The organism is Streptomyces sp. JNUCC 64 (genome assembly GCF_054484115.1).
Window position 1 is genome coordinate 2,549,027 of the sequence record NZ_CM137015.1, and the last position, 22,709, is coordinate 2,571,735.

Genomic DNA, 22,709 nt, shown 5'->3' on the forward strand with positions numbered 1-22,709 from the left:
CTCCAAAGTCACACCCGTTCGGGATCAAGGTCCCCCTGCTGTTAGGCTGATGCGCATGAGTGACCTGTTGGAACGGCTGCGCGAACGCGGCTGGCGGATGACCGCACAGCGCCGCGTCGTGGCCGAGGTCCTCGACGGCGACCACGTCCATCTGACCGCCGACGAGGTGCATGCCCGGGCGGTGGTCCGGCTTCCCGAGATCTCCCGGGCGACGGTCTACAACACCCTCGGCGAGCTGGTCTCCCTGGGCGAGGTGCTGGAGGTCGCGACGGACAGGCGGGCCAAACGGTACGACCCGAACGCCCACCGTCCCCACCACCATCTGGTGTGCGCCTCCTGCGGCGCCATCCGGGACGTCCACCCCGTCGGCAACCCGCTGGCGGACCTGCCCGACTCGGAGCGCTTCGGCTTCGCCGTCTCGGGCGTGGAGATGACCTTCAAGGGCATCTGTCCGGGCTGCACCAACAGCTAGGCCCTTCTTTGACACGCGTCATGTGCGCCCCCCGACGGATCCGTCGGGGGGCGCTCGCGTGCACTCCGGCTCGCTGAGGCGGCGACGGCGAGCGGGGTGGCGACGGCGAACACGACGAAGGCCCGGAGGCTGAGCCTCCGGGCCTTCGTTTTCTGAGTAGCGGGGACAGGATTTGAACCTGCGACCTCTGGGTTATGAGCCCAGCGAGCTACCGAGCTGCTCCACCCCGCGTCGGTGAACCCGACTCTACGTGACGTGTGGGGCGAGAGCAAATCGCGGGGTCAGGGCTTGCGGGCCACGCCTCCGGCCATCAGCCGCTGGGCGACGGTCAGCGGCCCCTCCACCGGCTCGTCCGGGCGCCACAGCGGCAGCGACACCACGCCCGGGTCCAGCAGCTCGTACCCGTCGAAGTAGGCGGTGATCTCCTCGGTGGTGCGGAACCGGCCGGTGCCCAGCAGGTGCAGCATCGTCTCCTGCACCTCACGGGCCTCCGGGCCGGTGTCGCAGAAGGAGGTGATGACCAGATGGCTGCCGGACGGCACCCGGGACATGTACTGGTCGACGATGCCCTTGGGGTCCTCGTCGTCGTGCAGATGGTGCAGGATGCCCACCAGGAGGATGCCGACCGGCTGGTCGAAGTCGATCAGCCGCTTGATCGCGGGCTCCTCCAGCACGTTCGCCGGGTCGCGGAGATCGGCGTTGGAGACACCGGTGTTGGCGTTCTCCTCCAGCAGGGCGCGGCCGTGCGCGAGGACGATGGGGTCGTTGTCGACGTAGACGACACGGGCCTCGGGGTTCACCCGCTGCGCCACGTGGTGCGTGTTCTCCAGCGTGGGCAGCCCGGCGCCGAGGTCGATGAACTGGCGGATGCCGACCTCGGCCGTGAGGTGGCGGACCGCCCGGCCGAGCACGGCGCGGTTGAACCAGCCGACGTCGCCGATGTGCGGCACCGTGCGCTTGACCTCGTCGGCCACCACCCGGTCGACCTCGTAGTTGTCCTTGCCGCCGAGGACCGCGTCGTAGACCCGCGCGATGCTGGGCTTGCTCGTGTCGATTTCCTCCGCCAACGCAACACTCCGTCTCTGTCCACCCACCCGTACGGGCGATATCCAGCCGTCAGGTTAACCCGGGTGACGCGGGACACCATCGGTCGGGACGCCTCTTTCCACGGAAGGTGACGCACCGTCAATCACCAGGCGGGCGAGGAGTACCGGCGGTGACGACCAGCCCCCCGCGGAGGCGGCGGGCACCGTCCCGTACGGAGGTTCCCGGCCGAACGGGGCGGCCGGGAAGGGCTCCTGGACGGAACGGTGCCGAACGGGCCGGCGGCCGACCGGACTACGCCGAGAGTTCCTCGACGAGCGCGTCCCGCAGCCGGGCGGCCCGGGCGGCGACCTCCTCGGGGCCCAGGGAGACGGCGAGTTCGGCCCAGCGCTGGCCCTCGGGCAGCTCGCCGCGCCGCGCGTGCAGCAGGGCGAGCCGCAGCGCCGCGCGGCCGTGTCCGGCGCGGGCCGCCCGCTTCCACCACAGCGCCGCCTCGGGCTCGCTGCCCTCCCGGGCCAGCAGCAGACCGAGGTTGAAGGCGCCGTTGCGGCTGCCCGCCTCCGCCGCGAGCCGGTACCAGTGCGCCGCCTCGACGACGTCGCCGCGCGCGGACGCGAACATCCCGACCCGCACCTGGGCCTTGCGGTGGCCCTGCTCGGCGGCCCGCTCGTACCACTCCTCGCACTCGGTGCGCTCGTGGACGGGCTCGCCCAGCTCATGGGCGGGCGCGGGCGGGCGCCGGGCGTCCAGCACCGAGGCCAGCCGGTAGGCGGCCTCGGCGGAGCCGCCGCCCGCCGCCCGCCGCAGATGGCGTTCGGCCTCCCGCTCGTCGCCGTCCCGCAGCCGGGCGATGCCGACCTGGAGGGCGGCCTCGGTGTGTCCGGCGGCGGCGGCCCGGCCGTACCAGCGCACCGCGCCGTCCTCGTCGCCGCGCCCCTGGCAGAGGATGCCGAGGTTGAACGCGGCGTCGACGCTGCCCGCCTCGGCGGCCTTGGAGAACCAGGGCTCGGCGCCCGCCGTGTCGCCGTGCTGGAGCAGCAGCACGGCGAGCGCGTTCGCGGCCTCGCGGTGGCCGGTGTAGGCGGCCTGGCGGTACCACTGCTCGGCCTGGGGGACGCGGTCCTGCTGGGCGCAGAGCAGTCCCAGGTTGTAGGCGCCGTTGACGTCGCCCGCGTCGAGCGCGGCGCGGTACCAGCGTTCGGCGGTCTGGGGTTCGCCGCGTTCGGCGTGCAGCGCGCCGAGCGCGTTGGCGGCGTTGCCGTCGCCGTCCTGGGCGGCGCGCAGCCACCACACGGCGGCGTTCTCCACGTCCCCCGCGTCGCGCAGCAGGAAGCCGAGGGCGCGGGCGGCGCGGGCCTCGCCGTCCTTGGCGGAGGTGAGGTACCAGCGCCCGGCCTCCTTGAGGTCGCCGCGCCGCTCCAGGATGGCCCCGAGGTGCAGGGCGGCCTGGCGGTGGCCGCGCGCGGCGGCCTGGCGGTACCACTGCTCGGCCTCGCGGGCGGCCCGGGCGCGGGACGCCTCGGTGGCGCCCTGGGCGCGGGAGCGCTCGTCCAGGGCGCGGGCGAGCCGGTGGGCGGCCTCGCGGTGGCCGCGTTCGGCGGCGGCCCGCATCCACTCCTCGGCGTCGTCGTCGGCGCGGTGCTCCAGGAGGTCGGCGAGCGCGTAGGCGCCGAGGGCGTGGCCCTGTTCGGCGGACTGGCGCAGCCAGTACTCGGCGGCGGGTTCGTCGCCGCGCTCGCGCTGGTGGCGGCCGAGGGCGTGGGCGGCGGCGGCGGACCCGGCGACGGCGGCGACCCGCCACCATCCGGCGGCCTCGTCGGCGTAGCCGCGCTGGTGGAGCAGGACGCCGAGGTTGTTGGCGGCGGCGCGGTCGCCCTCGGCGGTCGCGCCGCGCAGCAGGGGTTCGGCCCCGTCGAGGTCGCCCCGGCGCAGCAGCAGGGCGCCGAGGACGCTCATCGCCTCGGGGTCACCGGCGTCGGCGGCGGCCCGGTGGCGTTCCTCCTCGGCCGCGGCGCCGGTCTCGTCCCGGTCGACGGGCTGCGCGAAGCGCCCCGTCTCCCACAGGGTCGCCTTGTCCCCCATCACGTTCATCGTCGCACCACCCGCACCCTGGGCACATCTGGTACACCGCAGCAAGTGAGGTCACTACAGCGCTTTGTCGACATGCCCACACGGAGACAAGTCAAACCCGTTGGCCCCCACTCTCCTTGACGCTCGTGCCCTCCCATACGTCGGACACACTCCGGACGTTCAGTTTCCACGCACACATGACGAGGGCCCGGAAGCCAGCTTGGCTTCCGGGCCCTCGCCTTCAGTAGCGGGGACAGGATTTGAACCTGCGACCTCTGGGTTATGAGCCCAGCGAGCTACCGAGCTGCTCCACCCCGCGTCGTATGTCCGAACCTTAGCACGGAGCGTGAGGGGCCCGTCGGGCCCGTGGCGGCGCCGGGGTTCCGGCGCCGCCACGGACGACGTGAAGCCCTGGGGTCGGCCCGGGGGCGCGCGTTACGGGGCGCGCCCCCGGGAAACGTCCGACCGCCGGGGCTCAGCCCCCTTCGGAGGGCTTCCCGCTCTTGTCGGCGTCGGGTTCGGCGGACCCGTCGGCCTTGTCGGCCGCCTTGTCCGCCCCGTCGGCCTTGTCGGCCTTGTCGCCGGAAGCCGGTTTCCCGTCGCCCTCCTTCCGCTGGGCGTCCTCGGCGCGCTTCAGGGCGTCCCTGAGCTTCTCCTGGGCCTCGCCGTAGCCCTTCCAGTCGCCGTCCTCCATGGCCTTCTGGCCCTCGTCGAACGCCTTCTGGGCCTCCTGGAGCGCTTCCTTGACGGTGGGGTTCTCGGTGGGCGGCTCGGAGGTGCCGCTGTCGGGCTTCTCCGGCTCCTTCTCCGGCTCCTCCGTCCCGGAGTCCACCGGGCTGGCCTTCTCCGCCCCGAAGACGACGTTGAGCGCCTTCTCCAGGGTCGGCTCGAAGGCCGTCCTGCCGTCGTAGTTGACCAGGACGCGGCGCAGCAGCGGGTACTTCAGTCCGCCGCCGCGCACGTAGACCGGCTCGGCGTAGAGCAGTCCGCCGTCCAGCGGCACGGTCAGCAGGTTGCCGTACTCGACTTCCGAGTCACCACCGCGCAGCAGCCTGATCTTCTCGGCGATCGCGGTGTCCGAGTTGAACTTGCTCTGCACCTGCTTGGGACCGTCGATGGTCTCCGCCGAGGGCATCTTGAGGATGCTGATCTTGCCGTAGTCCTTGGTCCCGGCCTCGGCGTTCACCGCCATGAAGGCACTGAGGTTGTCCCGGCCGCGCGGCGTGAACGTCGTCGTCAGGGAGAACGCCTGTTCCTTCTGGTCGGGCATCCGCATGCTCAGGTAGTACGGCGGCACGGCCTTGCCCGAACGGTTCGTCGGGTCGTCCGGCACCTGCCACACCTCGCTGCTGCTGAGGAAGGCGTCGGCCTCCTCCACGTGGTAGCGGGTGAGCAGCTCGCGCTGGACCTTGAAGAGGTCCTGCGGGTAGCGCAGGTGGTCCATGAGCGTCGCGGAGATCTCGCCCTTGGGCTCCACGGTGCCCGGGAACGCCTTCATCCAGGTCTTGAGGACCGGGTCCTCGGTGTCCCACTGGTAGAGCTTGACGTCACCGGTGTACGCGTCCACGGTCGCCTTGACCGAGTTGCGGATGTAGTTGACCTGGTTCTGCTGGGCCACCACCGCCCGCTGGTCGTTCCGCTCGGTCAGCGAGTCGGCCGTGGTGTCCCCGAGGGTGGTCCGGGACGCGTAGGGGTAGCCGTTGGTGGTGGTGTAGGCGTCCACGATCCACTGGATGCGGCCGTCGACCACCGCCGGGTAGGCGTCGCCGTCGATGGTCAGCCAGGGGGCGACCGCCTCGACGCGCTCCTTGGGCACCCGGTTGTAGAGGATCTTGGAGCCCTCGCCGATGGCGCCCGAGTAGAGGATCTGCGGCTCGCCGAAGGCGACCGCGTAGGCGGCGCGGTTCAGCGGGTTCGACAGGTTGACCCCGCTGTCGCCCTTGTAGCGGGTGGTCTTCTCGCCGCTGTCGTCGGAGTAGTCGATCTCCTTCTGCGGCCCGCCGACGATGGAGTACTGCGTCGTCTTCTCGCCGTAGTAGATCCGCTGCTCGTAGTCCCCGAGGGTGCCCTTGGAGGGCAGGTCGGACTCGGTGAACAGGGGGCTGCCCTGGGCGGTGGCCTCGGTGCCCTTGGCGGCGACCACGCCGTACCCGTGGGTGTAGCGGAAGTGGTCGTTGATCCAGTTGTGCTTGGGGATGCCCTGCGGGTCCAGCTCGCGCAGACCGATGACGGTGTCCTGCTCCTTGCCGTCGGGGCTCTTGTAGCGGTCCACGTCCAGGTTCTCGGGGAACCCGTAGTAGTTCCGCATCTGCTGGAGCTGCTGGAAGGTGGGCGAGACCACATTGGGGTCGATCATGCGCATGCTGGCCGCCTTGTCGGCGTCCTCGCGCAGCTTCGCCTTGTCGCTCGTCTCGCTCTTGCCCGGGTACTCGGTGACCTGGCGGTCCTCGATCCCGTACGCCTCCTGCGTCGCCTTCAGGTTCTTCTGGACGTAGGGCGCTTCCTTGGCCTGCTCGTTCGGCTGGACCTGGAACTTCTGCACGATGGCCGGGTAGAGGCCGCCGATCAGGACCGCCGACAGCACCATCAGGCCGAAGCCGATGACGGGCAGCTGCCAGGTGCGGCGCCACAGCGTCGCGAAGAACAGCACCGCGCAGATCACCGCGATGCAGAACAGGATCGTCTTCGCCGGCAGATAGGCGTTGGCGTCGACGTACCGCAGACCGGCCCAGTTGTCGGTGGCCTTGAAGTCACTGGACTTCACCGCGAGGCCGTACCGGTCCAGCCAGTAGGCGACGGCCTTCAGCGAGACGAAGATCCCGAGGAGGACCGAGAGGTGCCCGGTGGCGGCGGCGGTGGCCCGCCCGCCGGGGCTGGTGACCCGCAGTCCGCCGTAGAGGTAGTGCGTCAGGGCGGCGGCGATCAGGGAGAGCACCACGGTGGCGAAGCCGAAGCCCAGCAGGAAGCGGTACCAGGGCAGGTCGAACGTGAAGAACGACACGTCCAGACCGAACTGGGGGTCCTTCTTGCCGAAGGAGACCCCGTTCACCCACTGGAGCCAGGTGCGCCACTGGCCGGCGGCGGAGGCGCCCGCGATCAGACCGACGATCGCGGCGACGCCGAGCAGGATCCACTTCTTGTAGGGGGCGATCCCCATGCGGTACCGGTCGAGGTTCTGCTGCTCCATGGACATGGCGCTGAGCGGCGGGCGCAGCCGGTGCGCCAGCCAGACGTTCACCCCGACGGAGGCGGCCATCAGCAGCCCGAAGACCAGGAACAGCCCGACCTTGGTCGACAGGGTCGTGGTGAACACCGACGAGTAGTCCACCGACCGGTACCACAGCCAGTCCGTCCAGAACCCCGCGAACATGACGAACACCATGGCCAGCACGGCCAGGACGCCCAGTGTCATGAGCAGGGTGCGGACCCGCCGGGAGGGTCGGCCCACTCTGATCCGTGGCCCGGTCGGGCCTCCGCCGCGGTCCGGCATCTGGAAAGCCAAGGTGCGCACCTCGAAGTCGCTGTAGTTCTGCTTCGGGCCCCGGCGAACGCCGGAACCCCTCCTATGCAACTTACTGATGCTTTACTCGGTTCCCGGTTCCGGGGCCGAACGAGGCAGGATTGTGACCATGTCCAACACCGCCACCTCAGGCACCCCGATGGCCGGCGGTCCGCTCACGCGGGCCGTGCTGGAGATCGACGAGTACGTCTCCGGGCTGGGCTGGGACCAGCCCGCCCGGCTGTTCGCCCTGGTCGACACCGATCGGCTGCGCTCCCAGGAACCCACGCTCGCCGAGCGGCTCGGCCTCACCGAAGAATCCTCCGCCGCCTCCCCCGGCGGCTCACTGACCCCGATCGAACAGGACGAGGTTCCGGCGGGCACTCCGCTGGACGAGTTCCTGGGCACCATCGCCTGGCCCGACGCGGTCGTGGGCTGCGCGCTGTCCGTGGAGCGGCTGATGCTGCCGCCGTCCGCCGAGGCGTCCGTCCCGGCGGACCTGAGCGGGGCGAAGCTGGCGTCGTGGGTGGCCCGCCACCCGGACCGCCAGGAGGTGCGGATGACGGTGGCGGTGCTGCGCGACGGCGCCCGCGATTCGGCGGTGCGGCTGCGCGAGAAGGACTCGGCGCAGGACGTGCTGACCGGCGCCGACCTGGTGCCGGGGCTGGCGGACGCGCTGACCGCCACGTTCGCGGAGTAGCGGGCCCGGCCCCGTCCCGGTCGGGGTGGCCCGCCGCCGCCGTGTCCGTGGCGCGGCGGGCGTCCCGGCCGCGGTACAGCCCGCACCGCGGCGGGCGTCCCCTCCGCGGCGCGGGCCGCACGGCGGGCCGGAGCGGCGCCGGGAGGGCCTCCTCGGGGGTGTCTGACGCCCCTCGGGCCCCCCGGCGCCGCCCGCCCCGGTCAGCCGGTGGCGCAGCGGGGCAGCCGGTCGGTGCGGCCCTCGCGGATGTCCTCCAGGGACTTCAGCGCGCCGTCCAGATCCTCGACCTTCACCAGGGTGAGGCCGTCGGGCACGTTCTCGGCGGCGCTCGCGCAGTTGTCGGCCGGGGTGAGGAAGTACTCGGCGCCCTTCTCCCGGGCGCCGACCGTCTTCATCTCGATGCCGCCGATCGGGCCGACCTCGCCCTCGTCGTCGATGGTGCCGGTGCCCGCGACGAACTTCCCGCCGGTGAGGTCCTCCGGGGTGAGCTTGTCCACGATGCCGAGGGCGAACATCAGCCCGGCGCTCGGGCCGCCGACGTCGGCGAGCTTGATGTCCACGGTGAACGGGAAGGTGTGGTCGGTCCCGGCCTGGATGCCGACGATGGCCCGCTTCTTCCCGTCCTCGGACTCCCGGGTGGTGACCGTCACCTCCTCGGTGCGGGTGGGCGTCTTCCCCGCCTTCTCGGCCTCGGCCGACTCCTTGGCCGGGACGACCGTGAACACGACCTTCTCCCCCGGCTCGTGCCGGGTGACCAGATCCGCCACGTCCGAGGGCTTCTTCACCGGCCGCCCGTCGACGCTCTTGATCACGTCCCCGGCGTGCAGCCTGCCCTGGGCGGGGCTGTCCTTGAGCACGGTGGAGACGATCACCCACTGTCCGACCGGGATGTCCAGCTCCCGCAGGGCGGCGACCTTGGCGCTCTCCTGGGACTGGGTGAACTCCTCGGCGTTCTCCTGGGTGGACTGCTCCTCGGTCTTGCCGTCCGGGTAGAGCGTGTCGTGGGGGACGATGATGTTGTCGTCGGCCAGCCACCCGTAGACCGCCTCCACCAGGTTCATCCGGTAGTCGGCGCTGGTGACGCGGACGGTCGTCATGTTGAGGTGCCCGGTCGTCGGGTACGTCTTGCGGCCGGAGATCTGGAGCACCGGCTCCCCGTCGTGCTCACCGAGGGTGTTCACGGTGGGTCCGGGGGACATCTCCGAGTACGGCGTCTTGATGAACACTCCCGCGCAGAGCAGCGCGATCAGCAACACGGTGGAAGCGAGCATCGTCGTCGTGCGGCGTGGCATGGAACGACAGTACGGGACCCACCTGTGTGCGCACCGCCCAGTCGGCCGTACGGGTCCCCGGGGCGCGGCGGGCCGGCGCGCGCGGGCCGGTCGCCACCGGCCCGCGAGGACGCGGGGGAGGGCTCAGACGACGTCGGAGCGGGACTTCTCCGACTTCTCCATGGCCGCCCGGAACCGTTCGTACCCGGCCAGCTCCGGTCCGTCACCGGTCCGGCGGGTCCTCGTCGCCCAGCCGCCCCACAGACCCGCGCCGAGCGCGGCGAAGAGCGGAATCAGCAACCACGCGAGCACCGCCATGCCGACCTCCCTACCCGGTGAGCCACCCCAACTGACTGATCAGCAGATTAACCATCCGCAGTGACAACGCTCACGCCAGGGGGGCGGTTACGCAAGCGGAGGCCCGTTCCGGGCGGGGAGGGCGCCGGTCTCGGGCGGGGCGGTCCGGGCGGGCGCCCGTGGGTCGCTGGGCCCGTGGGTCCCTGGACCGTCGTGGACCGGCGGTCCCGGGGTGGTGCGCGGGCGGGCGCGGGGTCAGTGGGCGCCGACCCACTCCTCGGTGCCGTCGGAGAACCTCTGGTGCTTCCAGAGGGGGACCTCTCTTTTGAGGTCGTCGATCAGCGCGCGGCAGGCGGCGAACGCCTCCGCGCGGTGCGGGCAGGACACCGCGACGATCACCGCGATCTCGCCGATCCCGAGGTCGCCCACGCGGTGCACCGCGGCGAGGGCGCGGACCGGGTGGTCCGCGGCGACCTTCTCGGCGACGCGGCGCAGCTCGGCCTCCGCGGTGGGGTGGGCGGAGTAGCCGAGGCCCTCGACACCGGCTCCGCCGTCGTGGTCGCGGACCGTCCCCACGAACAGGGCGGTGCCGCCCGCCGTCGGGTCGCCCACCGCGTGGAACACCTCGTCCAGCGACAGGGGCTCGTCCCGTACCGCGACCAGCCGCACGGCCCCCGCCCCGTACCGCTCCGCGCCCGTCTCGTCCGTCGTCCGCATGCCTCCACCCTAGGGGTGCCGCGCGGGCCGCCGTCCGCCCTCGGGCCGGTGGGGGGCGTTCGCGCCGTTCCCCGCGCCCCTGACGGGCCCGCCGTCGGGTCTGGGGCCCGTCTCCCGGTCTCGGGCCGACGGGGGTGTTCGCGCCCTGGTGGAAGCCCGTCGTGGCTTCAGCGGTTCGCTCCCTGGTGCGTTGCTCGCGCCGCTGGCGGGGCAGGGGTCTCGGTCCCCCGAGCCGTCCGCCGGGTCCGGTCGTCAGGGGTGAGCCACCACGGCGGATCCGCGACTTCAGCGGCACGGGAACCGCGCGACGCACACCGGTGGCGACCCCGTCAGGGGCGCGGGGAACCACGACGGAGCCGAGGAAGACAGCGCACCGTTCGAGGCAGCCCCGGAAGGGGCGCGGGGAACGGCGCGAGCAACCCCCACCGGCCCGCACCCGGAAGCGCACCGGCGGAAGCAGCCCCGTGAGGGGCACGGGGGGACTCGCGCGGCGGGCCTCCGAGGGCCCCGGCCCACCCGCGCGGAGGGGCCCTGCGGGCGGCGCGCCCGGGAGCGTGGGCGGGGGGCGACGGGCCCCGGCCCCGTGCCGTCAGATGCGCCGCCGGGCCTTCCGGGCCCGGCGGACCAGCGCGGCCGTACCGAGCAGCGCCACCGTCGCCCCCGCCGCCCCCGCGGCCGTCGCGTCCTTGCGGCCCAGCCGCCGCCCCGCGAGGGTGTGCCGCCCGGAGACCTCCTCCAGCAGCTCGGCGAGGACCTCCTCGTTGGTCCAGCGCGGCCGCCACCCCGCGTCGTGGAGCCTGCTGCCGCTCACCACCCAGGGGTACATGGTGTAGGCGAGGTCCCCCGCCGGGGAGGGGGTGAGCCCGATCCGGTGGAGCCGGGCGGCGGCGCCCAGCGCCACGGCGGACGGCAGCTCCATGCGGCGGATGCCGCTCAGCTCCTCGACCTCCTCCTGTTCCAGCCAGCCCTCGCAGCCGACGGCGACCTCGCCCTCGACCTTCTCCAGCACCGCGTACTCCAGCGCCCCGCACAGGTCCTCGACGTGGCAGAACTGCCAGGCGGGCCGGGACCCGGCGACCACCAGCAGCCGGGGCGACTCGAAGTAGCGGGTGAGCGCGGTGTCGGTGCCGCCGACCAGCACGGCGGGCCGGACGACGGTGACGTTGAGGCCGGGGTGGGCGCGGGGCGCCCGGCGCGCGAGCCGTTCGATCTCCAGCAGGTCGCCGACCCCGGTCGCCTCGGCGGTGGCCCGCAGCTCCGCGTCCTCGGCGAGCGGCAGCTCGTTGTCGGCCAGCGCCCCGTACACCATGGCGGAGGTGCACAGCACGACCCGGCGCACCCCGGCGGCGGCCGCGGCGGTGAGGACGGTCTGGGTGCCGCGCACGTTGTAGGCGGTGCGGGCGGCGGCGTCGGTCTCCAGGTCCAGGTCGAGCGCGAGGTGGACGACGACGTCGGCGCCGCGCAGCTTCTCCGCGATGGCCGGGTCGCGGACGTCGAGCACGTGCCACTGGGCCCCGTCGCACGCGCCGCGCCGTTCGTCGATGGCGACGACCCGCTTGACCTCGTCGCTCGCGGCGAGCCGCTCGACCAGCAGCGCCCCCACCCCGGCCGCCGCGCCGGTCACGGCGACGACGGGTCCGCGCGGGGGCGGGCCCGCCGGGTGGTTTCGCGCTGCGCGAACCTGTTGATCTGGGGAACTCACCGGGCGTCTCCAGCGGTTGTCTTCAGTACGTACGGTTGTGACGCGTACGTACCAGGTGGCACCCATCCTGCCGCAGGCCGGGAGCCGGTGGAGCACCGAGGCCCGATCGGCCCGGGGTGTCTACGCTGGGTGGTGACGCAGCGCATCGCCGTCGGGGAGACCGGCGGCCCGACGAGCCGAGGAATCCCGTGAGTGACACCCCATTCGGATTCGGCCTTCCGCCGGAGGAGCCGGAGAACGGCGACGAGGGCAAGAAGAAGGACCAGAGCGGTGGCGGTCAGGGACCTGCCAACCCGTTCGGTTTCGGGCTGCCCGGCATGGGCGGTCAGGGCGGGGACAACCCGTTCGCCGCCATGTTCGGATCGATGAACCCGAACGACCTGGGCGCCGCCTTCCAGCAGCTCGGCCAGATGCTCTCGTACGAGGGCGGCCCGGTGAACTGGGACATGGCCAAGCAGATCGCCCGCCAGACGGTCTCCCAGGGCACCGCGGACGGCACCAAGGACGCCAGTGTGAGCCCGGCGGACCGGGCCTGGGTCGAGGAAACGGTCCGGCTGGCCGATCTGTGGCTGGACGGCGTGACCTCGCTGCCCTCCGGCTCCGGCTCGTCCGTGGCCTGGAGCCGCGCCGAGTGGGTGGAGGCCACCCTCCCGGTCTGGCGCGAGCTGGTCGACCCGGTCGCCGAGCGGGTCGGCGCGGCCATGGGCCAGGTGCTGCCGGAGGAGATGCAGGCCATGGCGGGCCCCCTGATCGGGGTGATGCGCTCCATGGGCGGCGCCATGTTCGGCACGCAGATGGGGCAGGCCGTCGGGGTCCTCGCGGGTGAGGTCGTCGGTTCCTCCGACATCGGACTGCCGCTGGGCCCGACCGGGAAGTCCGCGCTGCTCCCGCTGAACGTCGCCGCCTTCGGCAAGGACCTCGGCGTCCCGCAGGAGGAGGTCCGGCTCTACCTGGCCCTGCGCGAGGCCGCCCACCAGCGGCTCTTCGCCCATGTGCCGTGGCTGCGGTCGCACCTGTTCGGCGCGGTCGAGGGCTACGCGCGCGGGATCGACGTCGACACCTCCAAGCTGGAGGACATGGTCGGCAGGCTCGACCCGTCCAATCCCCAGCAGCTCCAGGACGCGCTCCAGCAGGGCATGTTCCAGCCGGAGGACACCCCCGCGCAGAAGGCCGCGCTGGCCCGGCTGGAGACGGCCCTGGCGCTGGTGGAGGGCTGGGTCGACGCGGTGGTCCACGAGGCCGCCAAGCCCCGGCTGTCCTCGGCGGACGCGCTGCGCGAGACGCTGCGCCGCCGCCGCGCCTCCGGCGGCCCCGCCGAGCAGACCTTCGCCACCCTGATCGGGCTGCAGCTGCGTCCGCGCAGGCTGCGCGACGCCTCCCGGCTGTGGGCCTCGCTCACCGACGCGCGCGGGGTGGACGGCCGGGACGGGCTGTGGGCCCACCCGGACATGCTGCCCACCGCCACCGACCTCGACGACCCGGACGGTTTCGTCCACCGCGAGCACCTGGACTTCTCCGAGCTGGACAAGCTCCTCGGCGAGGCCGCCGGCGGCACCGGGGCCTCGGGGGAGGCTGACGGCACCGGTCACGCCGGTGGCTCCGAGGCCGCCGGTGGTTCCGGTGACGAGGGCGACGAGGGTGACGGGAGCGGCGGCACCGGCCGCGACGGCGGGAAGGGCGGCGACGACAGCAAGTGAGCCTGCACGACGACGCGGTGGCCGTGCTGGACGGGTACGGCGACCAGGACGAACTCCGCCAGCTCTACCTCGGGCATCTGGCCGCCCATCCGGACGGGATGTGGAAGTCCTGCCGCCAGGGGCACGTCACGGCCAGCGCGCTGGTCGTCGACCCGGAGCGGCAGCGGGTCCTGCTGACCCTGCACGGCAAGATCCACAAGTGGCTGCAGATGGGCGGCCACTGCGAGCCGGAGGACCGCACCCTCGCGGACGCGGCGCTGCGCGAGGCCACCGAGGAGTCGGGCATCGACTCGCTGCGGCTGCTGCGCGGCGGCCCGGTCCGGCTCGACCGGCACGAGACGCCGTGCGCCTGGCACCTGGACGTGCAGTACGCCGCGCTGGCCCCGGCCGGGGCGGTGGAGACGCTCAGCGACGAGTCGCTGGACCTGCGCTGGTTCGGCTACGACGAGGTCGCGAAGGTCGCGGACGCCTCGGTGGTACGGCTGCTGGAGGGCACCCGCGCGCTGCTGTGACCCGTGCCCGGGCGGGACCGTCCCCGCCCGGGGCTCACGGCGGCGCTCCCCACGGATCGCACCGGCGCGCGGAGCGCGGGTCGTACCGTGCGGAGCGCGGGTGGCGCTGCCGTTCGGTTCGGGCTGGGCGGACCGGCTCCGAGGGACCGGGCGGCGCCTATCCGCTCCCGGTCCCGTTCCGGGTGGCGCCGCCGTCCGGGTCCCCGTCGTCCGGGGGCGGGGTCCGCGAGGAGGGCGGAACGGTCGGGAAGCGTCCTTCGGCCGGGTCGGGGGGCGGGAGCGGTTCGTCCTCCGTTCCGCTGAGCTCCGAGGTCCGGGGCCGGGGCACCTCCTCGCGGTTGACGTCGGCGCCGCAGGACGCGGCCTCCATCGCCGCGTCGGTGCCCCGCAAGGCCACCTGTACCGCCCCGTCACGGTCCTCCGCGTAGGCGACCGTGCAGATCAGCTGCCGCACGGCGGTGTCGGCCAGATCGGCCAGCCGCAGCGGAAGGAACGCGTCGATCGTGCCGCGCTGGGAGCTGGGCTTGGAGCGGACCGTTCCGGCGGAGCCCGACAGCTTCGGCAACGAGGTGCGCAGCCCCGCCGCGCGTTCCTCCTCCGTCGGCCCCTCAAGGAGGACCCGGAGGGCTTCGTACGAGGTCGGCGGGGAGCCCTCGGCGTTCCAGCCGCGGACCGCCTTCCGGATCACCGGGGCGGCTTCGCCGTCAGGGGTGTGGAAGAACAGCAGCAGCCGGTTCGACGGCCCGGGGACGGGGGTCACGGTCGCGGGACCGCCCGCCTCGATGACGTCGGTCGGCCGTATGCCGCAGCCGGTGAGGACCAGGGCCCCCAGCGCCACCGTCACGGCGAGGGCGCGGAAGGTCCTTCGCGCGCGTCCTGGTGTCATGTCCCCGCTTCCCGTTCCGCCGACCGCTCCGGTCCTTCCGGCCCCCCAGGTCGCTCAGGCCCTTCTGACCGCTCAGGTCCCTCCGGCCGCTCCGGTCCTTCCGGGCCGCGCAGCGGCAGCTCGACGGTGAACACCGCTCCGGTGCCCGGGCCGCCGGGGCGGTTGGCGGCGTGGACGGTGCCGCCGTGCAGCAGCACGTTCTCCTGGGTGATGGCGAGGCCGAGGCCGCTGCCCGTGGAGCGCGTCCGGGCGGCGTCCGCCTTGTAGAAGCGGTCGAAGACGTGCGGCAACGCCTCGGGGCGGACGCCGGGCCCGCTGTCGACGACCTCGGTGACGAACACGGGCGTGCCGTCGGCGGCGGCGCCCCGGCGGAGCCGGACGGTGACGGGGGCCGCCCCGTGGCGCAGCGCGTTGCCGACGAGGTTGGCGACGACGACGTCGAAACGGCGCGGGTCGAGCCGGGCGCGGATGCCGTCGGGAAGGTCGGTACGGACCTGCCCGGGGTGGCCGTGGCCGGTCCAGTGACGGCTGCGCAGGGTCCGGTGAATCGTTTCGGCGACGTCGACCTCGTCCAGGTGGAGTTCGGCGGCGCGGGCGTCGAACCGGGAGATCTCCATCAGGTCCTCGACCAGCACCGCCAACTTGCCCGTCTCGGCGCTGATCAGCCGGACGGCCCGCGCGGTGTCGGGCGGCAGCCGTTCGGCGTCCTCGTCCAGGAGTTCCGTGACGGCGAGCATCCCGGCGAGCGGGGTGCGCAGTTCGTGGGAGACGTCGGAGGCGAAGCGGCGGGCGCGTTCCTCGGCGCGCCGCAGCTCGGCGACCGAGCGTTCCAGTTCCCCGGCGGACTCGTTGAAGGTGAGCGCCAGGTCCGCCAGTTCGTCGCGGCCGCGCACCGGGATGCGGGTGTCGAGCCGTCCGCTGCCCATGCTGCGGGCGGCACGCCGCAGTTGCCGGACCGGGCGCAGCACGCTGCGGGCCGCGAGCAGCGCCGGTACCAGGGCGATGGCGAGGCCCGGCATGGCCCCCGCGCGGGCGGCGCTGACCAGGGCCTCCGTCTGGTCCTGTTCCTCGGTCATCGGCAGCACCGCGTAGAACACCAGCCGGGTGGAGAGGGCGCTGGAGACGCCCGTCCTGAAGACGGCGGGCATGCCGATGGTCAGATAGGGGACGCCGTCCTTGACGACCCGTTCGAAGGAGCCGTGCGGTCGGCGGGGTTCGGAGGCGGCGCGGCGCAGCCGGTCGGTGATGACGGTGGAGGTGGGCCGGGAGCCCGAGGAGGCGCGCAGGGAGCCGTACTCGGCGAAGACCACCCATGGGCGGGGCTTGCCCTTGCCCGCGATCCGCCGGAGCACGGTCTCCAGGCCCTCGCGTTCGACCGGCAGCGGGACCCCGTGCTGTTCGATCTGGTCGCGGAAGGAGGCCACCGCGGTGTCCTGGACGGCGACGAGGACGGAGTTGCGGGCCTCGCGGTAGGTGAGGGTCGCGGTGGTGACCGCGCTGACGGCGGCGACCAGCAGGAACGCCAGCACCAGCCGGGTGCGCAGTCCGAACGGACCGGTCCAGCGGCGTCGGCGGCCGGGGGGCCGCCCGGACTGATCCCGGTCGGCGCGGGCCCCTTCGGACGGATCCCGGTCGGCGCGGGCCTCTTCGGACGGAACGCGGTCGGCGGCGTCGCGGGAGCCGTGGTCGCGGGAGCCGTGGTCGTCGTCCCGGGAGCCGCGGTCGGCGGACCCGTCGGAGAGGTCGCGGGACCCCTCGGCGGGCCGGCCCGGGGGACGGGATCCCTCGGTGGACCGGCCCGGGAGACGGAGGCGGGACCGGCCGGGGGGACGGGGTCTCACAGCGGGCCGAAGCGGTAGCCGAAGCCGCGCAGGGTCTGGATGTAGCGGGGGGTGCCGGGCACGTCCTCGATCTTGTTGCGGAGCCGTCGGACACAGGCGTCGACCAGCCGGGCGTCCCCGTGGTAGCTGTGCTCCCAGACGTGTTCGAGGAGCTGCTGACGGCTGAAGACCTGTTCGGGCGCGGCGCTCAGATGCAGCAGCAGCCTCAGTTCGGAGGGGGCGAGGGCCAGTCGGCGGCCGTTCTTGGTGACGGTGAGCCCGGCCCGGTCGAGGGCGAGTTCGCCGTGCGTCTCCCGCGCGGGCCGTCCGGCGCCGGGCGGTTCCAGACGCCGCAGCACCGCGCGGATGCGCGCCTCGATGACTTCGGTGCGGGCGGGCTTGACGATGTAGTCGTCGGCGCCCGCCTCCAGCCCGACGACGACGTCGAAGTCGTCGCCCCGGGCGGTGAGCATGATGATCGGGAGCTGGCTGTCCTCCCGGACCCGGCGGCACACCTCGACCCCGTTGGCCCCGGGCAGCATCAGATCGAGCAGCAGCAGGTCGGGGCGGAACGCGTCGAGCGCCAGAAGCCCGTCCTCGCCGGTGGCGGCGGTGCGCACCTCGTGGCCCCGGCGGCGCAGACCGAGTTCGACCCCCTCGCGTACGGAGGCGTCGTCTTCGATGAGGAGCACGCGCGGCATGGGCGGATTATTCCAGTCCTGACGAGGGGCGGGAGCGGTGGCCCGGCAGCCGCCGGACGGCTCCGGTGAGCAGCCGGTCGAGTTCGGTCAGCCGCAGCGGGCGGGCGAGCGCGGCGAAGACGGCGACGATGACCACGGCGCCGCCCGCTCCGGCCACCGGGTGTCCCAGCGGGCCGAGGACGGTGGCGGCGCCGTGGCCGAGGGCGGTGGCGGGGACGGCGGCGGCCAGCAGCCGCAGCTGCGCCCCGAGGGCGGCGGACCGCCAGGGGCCGGTCCGGCCCGCTCGGGCGCCCCCGCGCCGGGTCCGGCCACGGGCCCCGGCGGCGCGGCGGCCCCGGCCCCGCCCGCCCGGCGCGGGGGGCGGCGGCGGAGGGGCGAGCCGACGGTGCAGCACGTACCCGGTGAGGGCCCAGCCCATGAGCAGCGCGACGGAGTAGCCGCCCGCCATGCCGGCGACCCTGTGCCGGGCGGGCAGCACGGTGTACGCGGTCACCGCGAGGCCCGCGTTCAGCGTCGCGATCACCAGGTTCAGCAGGAACGGGGTACGGGTGTCGGACAGCGCGTAGAAGGCGCGGGCCAGCACGTACTGCCCGGAGAAGGCGATGAGTCCGGGGGCGAACGCCATCAGGGTGAGCGCCATCGCGGCGGTGTCGTCGGCGTCGGTGCGCCCGTACTGGAAGACCAGCGCCATGACGGGTCCGGCGAGGGCGAACAGCGCGCAGGCGGCGGGCACGATCGCGGCGGCCGAGGTGCGCAGCGCGCCGGACACGTCCCGGCGGACGGCCGCCGTGTCGCCGTCGGCGGCGGCCCGGCTCATCCGGGGCAGCAGCGCGGTGACCAGCGAGACGGTGACGACGCCGTGCGGCACGGCCCACAGCAGATAGGCGTTGGTGTAGGCGCTGAACCCGACGCCGCCGTCGGTGCCGAGGGCCGCGGCCCGCTCCCCGGCGGCGGTGGCGAACCGGGTCACCACCCCGTACGCGAGCTGGTTGGTGAGGACCAGCAGCACCAGCCAGCCCGCGGAGCGCAGCGGCCGGGCGAGCCCGCTGCCGCGCCAGTCGAAGCGGGGCCGCCAGCGGAACCGGGCGGCGCGCAGGGCGGGGGCGAGGGCGAGCGCCTGGACGGCGATGCCCGCGGTGGTGCCCCAGCCGAGCAGCGCGGTCTCGGCGCCGGTCAGGGCGCCCCCGTCGCCGACCGCGAGGTACAGCCCGAACACGGCGATCACGACGATGTTGTTGAGGACCGGCGTCCACATCATGGCGCCGAACCGGCCGCGCGCGTTGAGCACCTGTCCCAGCAGGGTGAACACCCCGAGGAAGAGGATCTGCGGCAGGCAGAAGCGGGCGAACGCCACGGTGAGGTGGGCCTGTTCCCCGTCGTACCCGGTGTAGACCTCCACGATCGCGGGCGCCGCCCACACCGCCGCCCCGGTGAGGGCGAGCAGCGCGGTGACGCAGACGGTGAGCAGCCGGTCCGTCCAGGCCGCGCCGCCGTCGGCGTGCTCCCGGGCGGCGCGGACCAGTTCGGGGACGAAGACGGCGTTGAGGGCGCCGCCGATCAGCAGGGTGTAGACGATCGTGGGGACGGCGTTGGCCACCGCGTACCCGTCGGCGGTCAGGCCCACGCCGAGCGCGGCGGCGACGGTCGCGGACCGCAGGAAGCCGGTGGCGCGGGACACCACCGATCCGGCGGCCATGATCGCGCCGCTGCGGGCGACGGAGGGCGTGGCCCGGCGGTCCCTCCGGGGACGGGGGGCCGCGCCCGGTACGGGGCGGGGCCCGTCGGCGCTGGGTGCCGGGCCGGGCCCCTCGGCGCTCGGTGTCCCGTGGGGTCCGTCAGCGTTCGGTGTCCGGTGGCGGGGCGTGTCGTCGACCACCGCCGTCTGCGGCCCGTACGACCCGTGCGACTTGTTCGGCCCGTGCGGCCGGTCCGGCCCGTGCGGCTTGCGTGATCTGTATGGCTGGTCTGGCCCGTGCGGCTTGTGCGATCTGTGCGGCTCTTCTGGTCCGTGCGGCTCATGTGGTCTGCGTGAGCCGTCGGAGCCATCGGGGCCGTACGGGGCGCCGGAGCCGTCGGCGCTGCCGTGGGAACCGTCGTCCAGGGCGCTCACCGCCGGGCCAGATACGCCTGGAACGCCCGGTACAGCGCGTGGTTGGCGGTGCCGGTCAGCGGGCGTTCCCACTCCCCCAGCGTCTCGACGACCTCGCCGCCGGTGCCGAGCTTCCAGCGGGTCAGCCCGAAGGACCGGTCGGCCGGATCGAGTGTCGCGGGCACCCCCCGCATGTCGTAGACGTCCGCCCCGAGGGCGTGCGCGTCGAGGATCATGCGCCACTGGAGGGCGTTGGACGGCCGCACCTCCCGTCGGTGGTCGGCGGACGCGCCGGTCTGGTACCAGACCCGGCGGCCGACGGTGACCATGGTGTGCGCGGCGAGGATCTCCCCGCCGTGCCGGGCCAGGTACAGCCGCATCCGGCCGGGTTCCTCGGCGTTGAGCGCCGCGTACTGGCGCTCGTAGTAGTCGAGGCCCCGGCCGAGCCGGAAGCCGTCGCGGCGTTCGGTCAGGTTCAGCAGCCGGTAGAACTCGGGCAGTTCGGCGGCGCTGCCGACGACGACCTCCACCCCGGACTTCCGGGCGCGGCGGACGTTGCGCCGCCACTCCTGGTTGAGGCCGGACCAGAGCTGCTCGGGGGTGCGTCCGGCGAGCGGGAGCCGGAAGACGTGCCGGGGCTGGGCGTCGCCGTCACCGCCCGCTCCCCCTTCGCCGCAGCGGTGCCAGCCCCGGGCGCGCAGCCGTTCGGCGACGACCGTGCCGAGCGGGTCCACCGCGCAGTCGAGCACGTCACCGAGGCGGGCGCCGGGTCCCGTACGGGCCTTCAGAGTGGGCGCGGTCCAGCTGCGGTGGGCGGGCGAGGGGCCGATCCGTACCGCGAAGGCGCCCTCCTCGCGCAGTCGGCCGAGGAGCGGGGTGAGCCAGGAGTCGACGTCCGGGTCGGCCCAGTCGGCCACCGGGCCCTCGGGCAGATAGGCGAAGTACTTACGGGTGCCGGGGAACCGGCGCAGCAGCGCGAGGGCGACCCCGTTCAGGGCCCCTGCGGCGGGGTCCGGGCCCCAGCCGAGGAACAGGGGGCGCCACTGGTGCTTGACCCGGGCCCAGGACGGGCACTGGAGGAACCCGGCACCGAGGGCGGCTCCCGGGCCGGAGGCGAGGAACGCGCGGTACCGCTCCGGGGAGACGTGCGCCAGCCGGACGGGGGCGGCGGGGTGCCGCGCGGCGCGGGGGGCGGGGGACGCGGGCCCTTGGGCGGTGCTGCCGGGGCCCGTGGTGCCGGGGCGCGGCACGTCCCGGCCGGGTGTGGTGAGGACTGCGGACACGTATGAGCCTCTTTTCCGTTCCGGACTGGGTACCGGGGACGGAAAGGAGGCTCACAGGCGCGCGTGACCGGGCCGAGCGGGGCGTGTGACGGGACGATGACCGTTGCCCTCCGGCGGCGGTCGTCGTCCCGACGCCCGGAGGCCGGGGGCGGAGACCGTCACCGGAGACCGGGGCGGAGGCCGACCGCAAGGGCGGGAGCGGAGGCCGTCACCGGGGATCGGCGGCGGAGTGGGTGCGGTACGGGTGGTGGTGCGGTGTACCGGTCGTGCGGATGGCGCGGTACGCGTGCGCCGGTGACGCGGATGGCGTGGTGCGGTGCGCCAGCGATGCGGACGGTGCGGTGCGGTCCGGCGCGCCGGTCGTGCGGGTGGGGCCGGGTGGTCGTTCGTTCGGCGCGGGTGCGTCCGTGGTGCGGGCGGGGCGGGTGTCAGCTCCAGTTGTTGCCGCGGTTCTGGCCGTGGGCGCCCCGGTCCCCCATGCCGAGCTGGGCGGCGGCACCGGACCCCGTCCGGGCGTTCTGGGGCGGCAGCAGCTCGCTGGGCTGGACCATGACGTACCCCTGGCCCTGGAAGCCCAGCTCCCAGCCCTCCCCCGTGTTGCCCCGGCGGCGCCACACCGACGCCGACTGGGTCTGGGCCTGCATCTGCACCCGCAGCGCGGTGGACCAGGCGACGATCGCGTCCGAGTCCACGTTGACCGAGGGGTTCTCCGGGCCCACCGGCAGCGTCAACGGCTCGCCCGAGGTCATCAGCGCGACCTTGCCCTGGCCGGTGATGTTGAGCTGGTACTTGCCGGTACCCGAGATCCCGTACTGGCTGTCGACCGCGATGACCTGGTAGTTCAGCGAGGAGTCCAGCGCCAGGACGTAGGAGCTGTCGACGGTGAGGCCGTCCCGGTCGACGTCGACCAGGTGCACGTACTGGGCGAGGTTGGCGAGGTACAGCGTCCCCTGGCCGTGGCAGCGCATCAGGTCCAGGCCCTCGCCGGTCTGCCGACGGCGGCGGCGCTCCTGCGTGCTCTGGTACTCGGCGTCGAACTCGATCATTCCCTGGTAGGCGACCATCGCCCCCTTGCGGGCGAGGACGTCCTCCCGCCCCTGGAGGACGACCCGCAGCAGTTGCGGGTTCTGGAGGGAGTACCGCTCCTGGGTCTGGTTGTCCGCGTACGCGAAAAGCGGGCTCTGCATGTGTGTTCGCTCCCCCTCAGCCCCGGATACGGAGGCGGTCGGTGCTGTCCTCGCTGGGCTGGACGACGACGATGCCCTGTCCGGAGAACGCCATCTGGAACGCCTCGCCGCTGCCCCGGCCGACCAGCGCCCCGGCCTTGAAGCTGCGCTTGCCCTTCACCTTGAGGTTCGGGGACCAGGCCAGCAGCGCGTCGGGGTCGACGTACGTCTCGTCCTCGCCCCGTCCGCACTCCACCACGATCGGGGTGCCGCGCGAGGTGAGCGCCACCCAGCCCTGGCCGCCGATCGTGACGTTCCACAGGCCCTGACCGGCGAACCGGGTGAGCCCCTTGACCTTCTCGACGCCCCACTGGAGGTGCGCGTCGAAGGCGAGGAGGTTGCCGCCGTTGACGGAGAGGGATTCGCCGCCGAGGTTCAGCACCACGGTGTCGGCGCCGTAGTCGGCGAGGTACAGCAGTCCGTCCCCGAAGCACCGCATCAGCGGCGCGCCCTCGCCGGAGGCCCACTCCCGGGCCTGCTGGCGTAGCGCGGGCGGACTGCCGTCGTACTGCACGTACCCGTCGTAGGCGATCATGGAGCCCGCGCGGGCGTAGACGTCCTGCCCGCTCTGGAGGGCCACCTTGACCATGTGCTTGCCGTGGTTCTCCATACGGGCGACGGCGGGGGCGCCCGGTGCGCCGGTCGTTCCGGGGATGCCGGGGGCGGCACCGGGGACGCCGGGGGCTCCGGGGATTCCAGGAACGCCGGGGGCCGGGGTGAAGC

Annotated in this window: 18 protein-coding genes and 2 tRNA genes; 4 read left to right on the forward strand and 16 right to left on the reverse strand. The window is 73.7% G+C overall.

Annotated features, from left to right (window positions below; translation table 11 throughout):
- The first annotated feature begins 55 nt into the window (after positions 1 to 55).
- The gene (locus ACVWNX_RS10160; RefSeq protein WP_454413575.1) at positions 56 to 472 is read left to right on the forward strand and encodes a Fur family transcriptional regulator; all 417 of its coding nucleotides are present in this window, start codon (positions 56 to 58) and stop codon (positions 470 to 472) included.
- A 157-nt stretch (positions 473 to 629) separates the two neighbouring features.
- On the opposite strand, the gene ACVWNX_RS10165 is transcribed toward ACVWNX_RS10160, so the two are convergent.
- The 5 genes from ACVWNX_RS10165 to ACVWNX_RS10185 all read right to left on the reverse strand — a co-directional run bounded on the left by ACVWNX_RS10165 (position 630) and on the right by ACVWNX_RS10185 (position 7,076).
- Positions 630 to 703, reverse strand: a tRNA-Met gene (locus tag ACVWNX_RS10165).
- Positions 704 to 753: 50 nt separating this feature from the next.
- Positions 754 to 1,539 carry an SAM-dependent methyltransferase gene (locus tag ACVWNX_RS10170; RefSeq protein ID WP_454413576.1) on the reverse strand — a complete coding sequence of 262 codons (786 nt, stop codon included), beginning with the start codon at positions 1,537 to 1,539 and terminating at the stop codon, positions 754 to 756.
- A 271-nt stretch (positions 1,540 to 1,810) separates the two neighbouring features.
- Positions 1,811 to 3,607 carry a tetratricopeptide repeat protein gene (locus ACVWNX_RS10175; protein ID WP_454413577.1) on the reverse strand — a complete coding sequence of 599 codons (1,797 nt, stop codon included), beginning with the start codon at positions 3,605 to 3,607 and terminating at the stop codon, positions 1,811 to 1,813.
- A 224-nt stretch (positions 3,608 to 3,831) separates the two neighbouring features.
- Positions 3,832 to 3,905: transfer RNA gene (locus tag ACVWNX_RS10180), tRNA-Met, on the reverse strand.
- 156 nt (positions 3,906 to 4,061) lie between these two features.
- Positions 4,062 to 7,076, reverse strand: a complete 3,015-nt coding sequence (locus ACVWNX_RS10185; RefSeq protein WP_454414698.1) for a UPF0182 family membrane protein — start codon at positions 7,074 to 7,076, stop codon at positions 4,062 to 4,064.
- Between the two features lie 139 nt (positions 7,077 to 7,215).
- Between ACVWNX_RS10185 and ACVWNX_RS10190 the strand changes: the two genes are divergently transcribed.
- The gene (locus ACVWNX_RS10190) at positions 7,216 to 7,785 is read left to right on the forward strand and encodes a PPA1309 family protein (protein ID WP_454413578.1); all 570 of its coding nucleotides are present in this window, start codon (positions 7,216 to 7,218) and stop codon (positions 7,783 to 7,785) included.
- Positions 7,786 to 7,985: 200 nt separating this feature from the next.
- Here ACVWNX_RS10190 and ACVWNX_RS10195 read toward each other — a convergent pair whose 3' ends face one another.
- The 4 genes from ACVWNX_RS10195 to ACVWNX_RS10210 form a co-directional block, all read right to left on the reverse strand.
- Positions 7,986 to 9,077, reverse strand: coding sequence for a YlbL family protein (locus ACVWNX_RS10195; RefSeq protein WP_454413579.1), 1,092 nt, complete (start codon positions 9,075 to 9,077; stop codon positions 7,986 to 7,988).
- 123 nt (positions 9,078 to 9,200) lie between these two features.
- Positions 9,201 to 9,374, reverse strand: a complete 174-nt coding sequence (locus ACVWNX_RS10200) for a hypothetical protein (RefSeq protein WP_454413580.1) — start codon at positions 9,372 to 9,374, stop codon at positions 9,201 to 9,203.
- A 234-nt stretch (positions 9,375 to 9,608) separates the two neighbouring features.
- On the reverse strand, positions 9,609 to 10,070 hold the full coding sequence (locus ACVWNX_RS10205; RefSeq protein ID WP_454413581.1) for a molybdenum cofactor biosynthesis protein MoaE: 462 nt from the start codon (positions 10,068 to 10,070) through the stop codon (positions 9,609 to 9,611).
- Positions 10,071 to 10,659: 589 nt separating this feature from the next.
- A complete protein-coding gene (locus tag ACVWNX_RS10210) occupies positions 10,660 to 11,772 on the reverse strand; it encodes an SDR family oxidoreductase (RefSeq protein ID WP_454413582.1) in 1,113 nt (370 codons plus the stop codon).
- A gap of 188 nt (positions 11,773 to 11,960) precedes the next feature.
- Between ACVWNX_RS10210 and ACVWNX_RS10215 the strand changes: the two genes are divergently transcribed.
- Both ACVWNX_RS10215 and ACVWNX_RS10220 read left to right on the forward strand, forming a co-directional pair.
- Positions 11,961 to 13,469, forward strand: a complete 1,509-nt coding sequence (locus ACVWNX_RS10215; RefSeq protein WP_454413583.1) for a zinc-dependent metalloprotease — start codon at positions 11,961 to 11,963, stop codon at positions 13,467 to 13,469.
- Positions 13,466 to 13,981, forward strand: a complete 516-nt coding sequence (locus ACVWNX_RS10220; RefSeq protein ID WP_454413584.1) for an NUDIX hydrolase — start codon at positions 13,466 to 13,468, stop codon at positions 13,979 to 13,981. Before ACVWNX_RS10215 ends, ACVWNX_RS10220 begins: the two co-directional genes overlap by 4 nt.
- Positions 13,982 to 14,138: 157 nt before the next feature.
- Here ACVWNX_RS10220 and ACVWNX_RS10225 read toward each other — a convergent pair whose 3' ends face one another.
- The 7 genes from ACVWNX_RS10225 to ACVWNX_RS10255 form a co-directional block, all read right to left on the reverse strand.
- Entirely contained in the window at positions 14,139 to 14,867 is a 729-nt protein-coding gene (locus ACVWNX_RS10225) for a hypothetical protein (RefSeq protein WP_454413585.1), read from the reverse strand.
- On the reverse strand, positions 14,864 to 16,396 hold the full coding sequence (locus ACVWNX_RS10230; protein ID WP_454414700.1) for an ATP-binding protein: 1,533 nt from the start codon (positions 16,394 to 16,396) through the stop codon (positions 14,864 to 14,866). The genes ACVWNX_RS10225 and ACVWNX_RS10230 overlap by 4 nt, the downstream gene beginning before the upstream one ends.
- 308 nt (positions 16,397 to 16,704) lie before the next feature.
- Complete coding sequence (locus tag ACVWNX_RS10235; RefSeq protein ID WP_454413586.1) at positions 16,705 to 17,388, reverse strand: response regulator; 684 nt, start codon at positions 17,386 to 17,388, stop codon at positions 16,705 to 16,707.
- Between the two features lie 7 nt (positions 17,389 to 17,395).
- Entirely contained in the window at positions 17,396 to 19,264 is a 1,869-nt protein-coding gene (gene murJ / locus ACVWNX_RS10240) for a murein biosynthesis integral membrane protein MurJ (RefSeq protein WP_454413587.1), read from the reverse strand.
- A 230-nt stretch (positions 19,265 to 19,494) separates the two neighbouring features.
- Positions 19,495 to 20,631: a lipid II:glycine glycyltransferase FemX gene (locus ACVWNX_RS10245; RefSeq protein ID WP_454414701.1), complete on the reverse strand. Its 1,137-nt coding sequence runs from the start codon at positions 20,629 to 20,631 to the stop codon at positions 19,495 to 19,497.
- 557 nt (positions 20,632 to 21,188) lie between these two features.
- Positions 21,189 to 21,947, reverse strand: coding sequence for an AIM24 family protein (locus ACVWNX_RS10250; RefSeq protein ID WP_454413588.1), 759 nt, complete (start codon positions 21,945 to 21,947; stop codon positions 21,189 to 21,191).
- A gap of 16 nt (positions 21,948 to 21,963) precedes the next feature.
- Positions 21,964 to 22,596 (reverse strand): AIM24 family protein, encoded by a 633-nt coding sequence (locus ACVWNX_RS10255; RefSeq protein WP_454414702.1) that lies wholly within the window; start codon positions 22,594 to 22,596, stop codon positions 21,964 to 21,966.
- Positions 22,597 to 22,709: the final 113 nt, after the last annotated feature.

Coding starts and splice junctions, on each gene's coding strand:
- ACVWNX_RS10225 (WP_454413585.1), bottom strand. CDS start 14,867: ATGACACCAGGACGCGCGCGAAGGACCTTCCGCGCCCTCGCCGTGACG.
- ACVWNX_RS10250 (WP_454413588.1), bottom strand. CDS start 21,947: ATGCAGAGCCCGCTTTTCGCGTACGCGGACAACCAGACCCAGGAGCGG.
- ACVWNX_RS10185 (WP_454414698.1), bottom strand. CDS start 7,076: ATGCCGGACCGCGGCGGAGGCCCGACCGGGCCACGGATCAGAGTGGGC.
- ACVWNX_RS10255 (WP_454414702.1), bottom strand. CDS start 22,596: ATGGAGAACCACGGCAAGCACATGGTCAAGGTGGCCCTCCAGAGCGGG.
- ACVWNX_RS10235 (WP_454413586.1), bottom strand. CDS start 17,388: ATGCCGCGCGTGCTCCTCATCGAAGACGACGCCTCCGTACGCGAGGGG.
- ACVWNX_RS10200 (WP_454413580.1), bottom strand. CDS start 9,374: ATGGCGGTGCTCGCGTGGTTGCTGATTCCGCTCTTCGCCGCGCTCGGC.
- ACVWNX_RS10175 (WP_454413577.1), bottom strand. CDS start 3,607: ATGAACGTGATGGGGGACAAGGCGACCCTGTGGGAGACGGGGCGCTTC.
- ACVWNX_RS10190 (WP_454413578.1), top strand. CDS start 7,216: ATGTCCAACACCGCCACCTCAGGCACCCCGATGGCCGGCGGTCCGCTC.
- ACVWNX_RS10205 (WP_454413581.1), bottom strand. CDS start 10,070: ATGCGGACGACGGACGAGACGGGCGCGGAGCGGTACGGGGCGGGGGCC.
- ACVWNX_RS10195 (WP_454413579.1), bottom strand. CDS start 9,077: ATGCCACGCCGCACGACGACGATGCTCGCTTCCACCGTGTTGCTGATC.
- ACVWNX_RS10160 (WP_454413575.1), top strand. CDS start 56: ATGAGTGACCTGTTGGAACGGCTGCGCGAACGCGGCTGGCGGATGACC.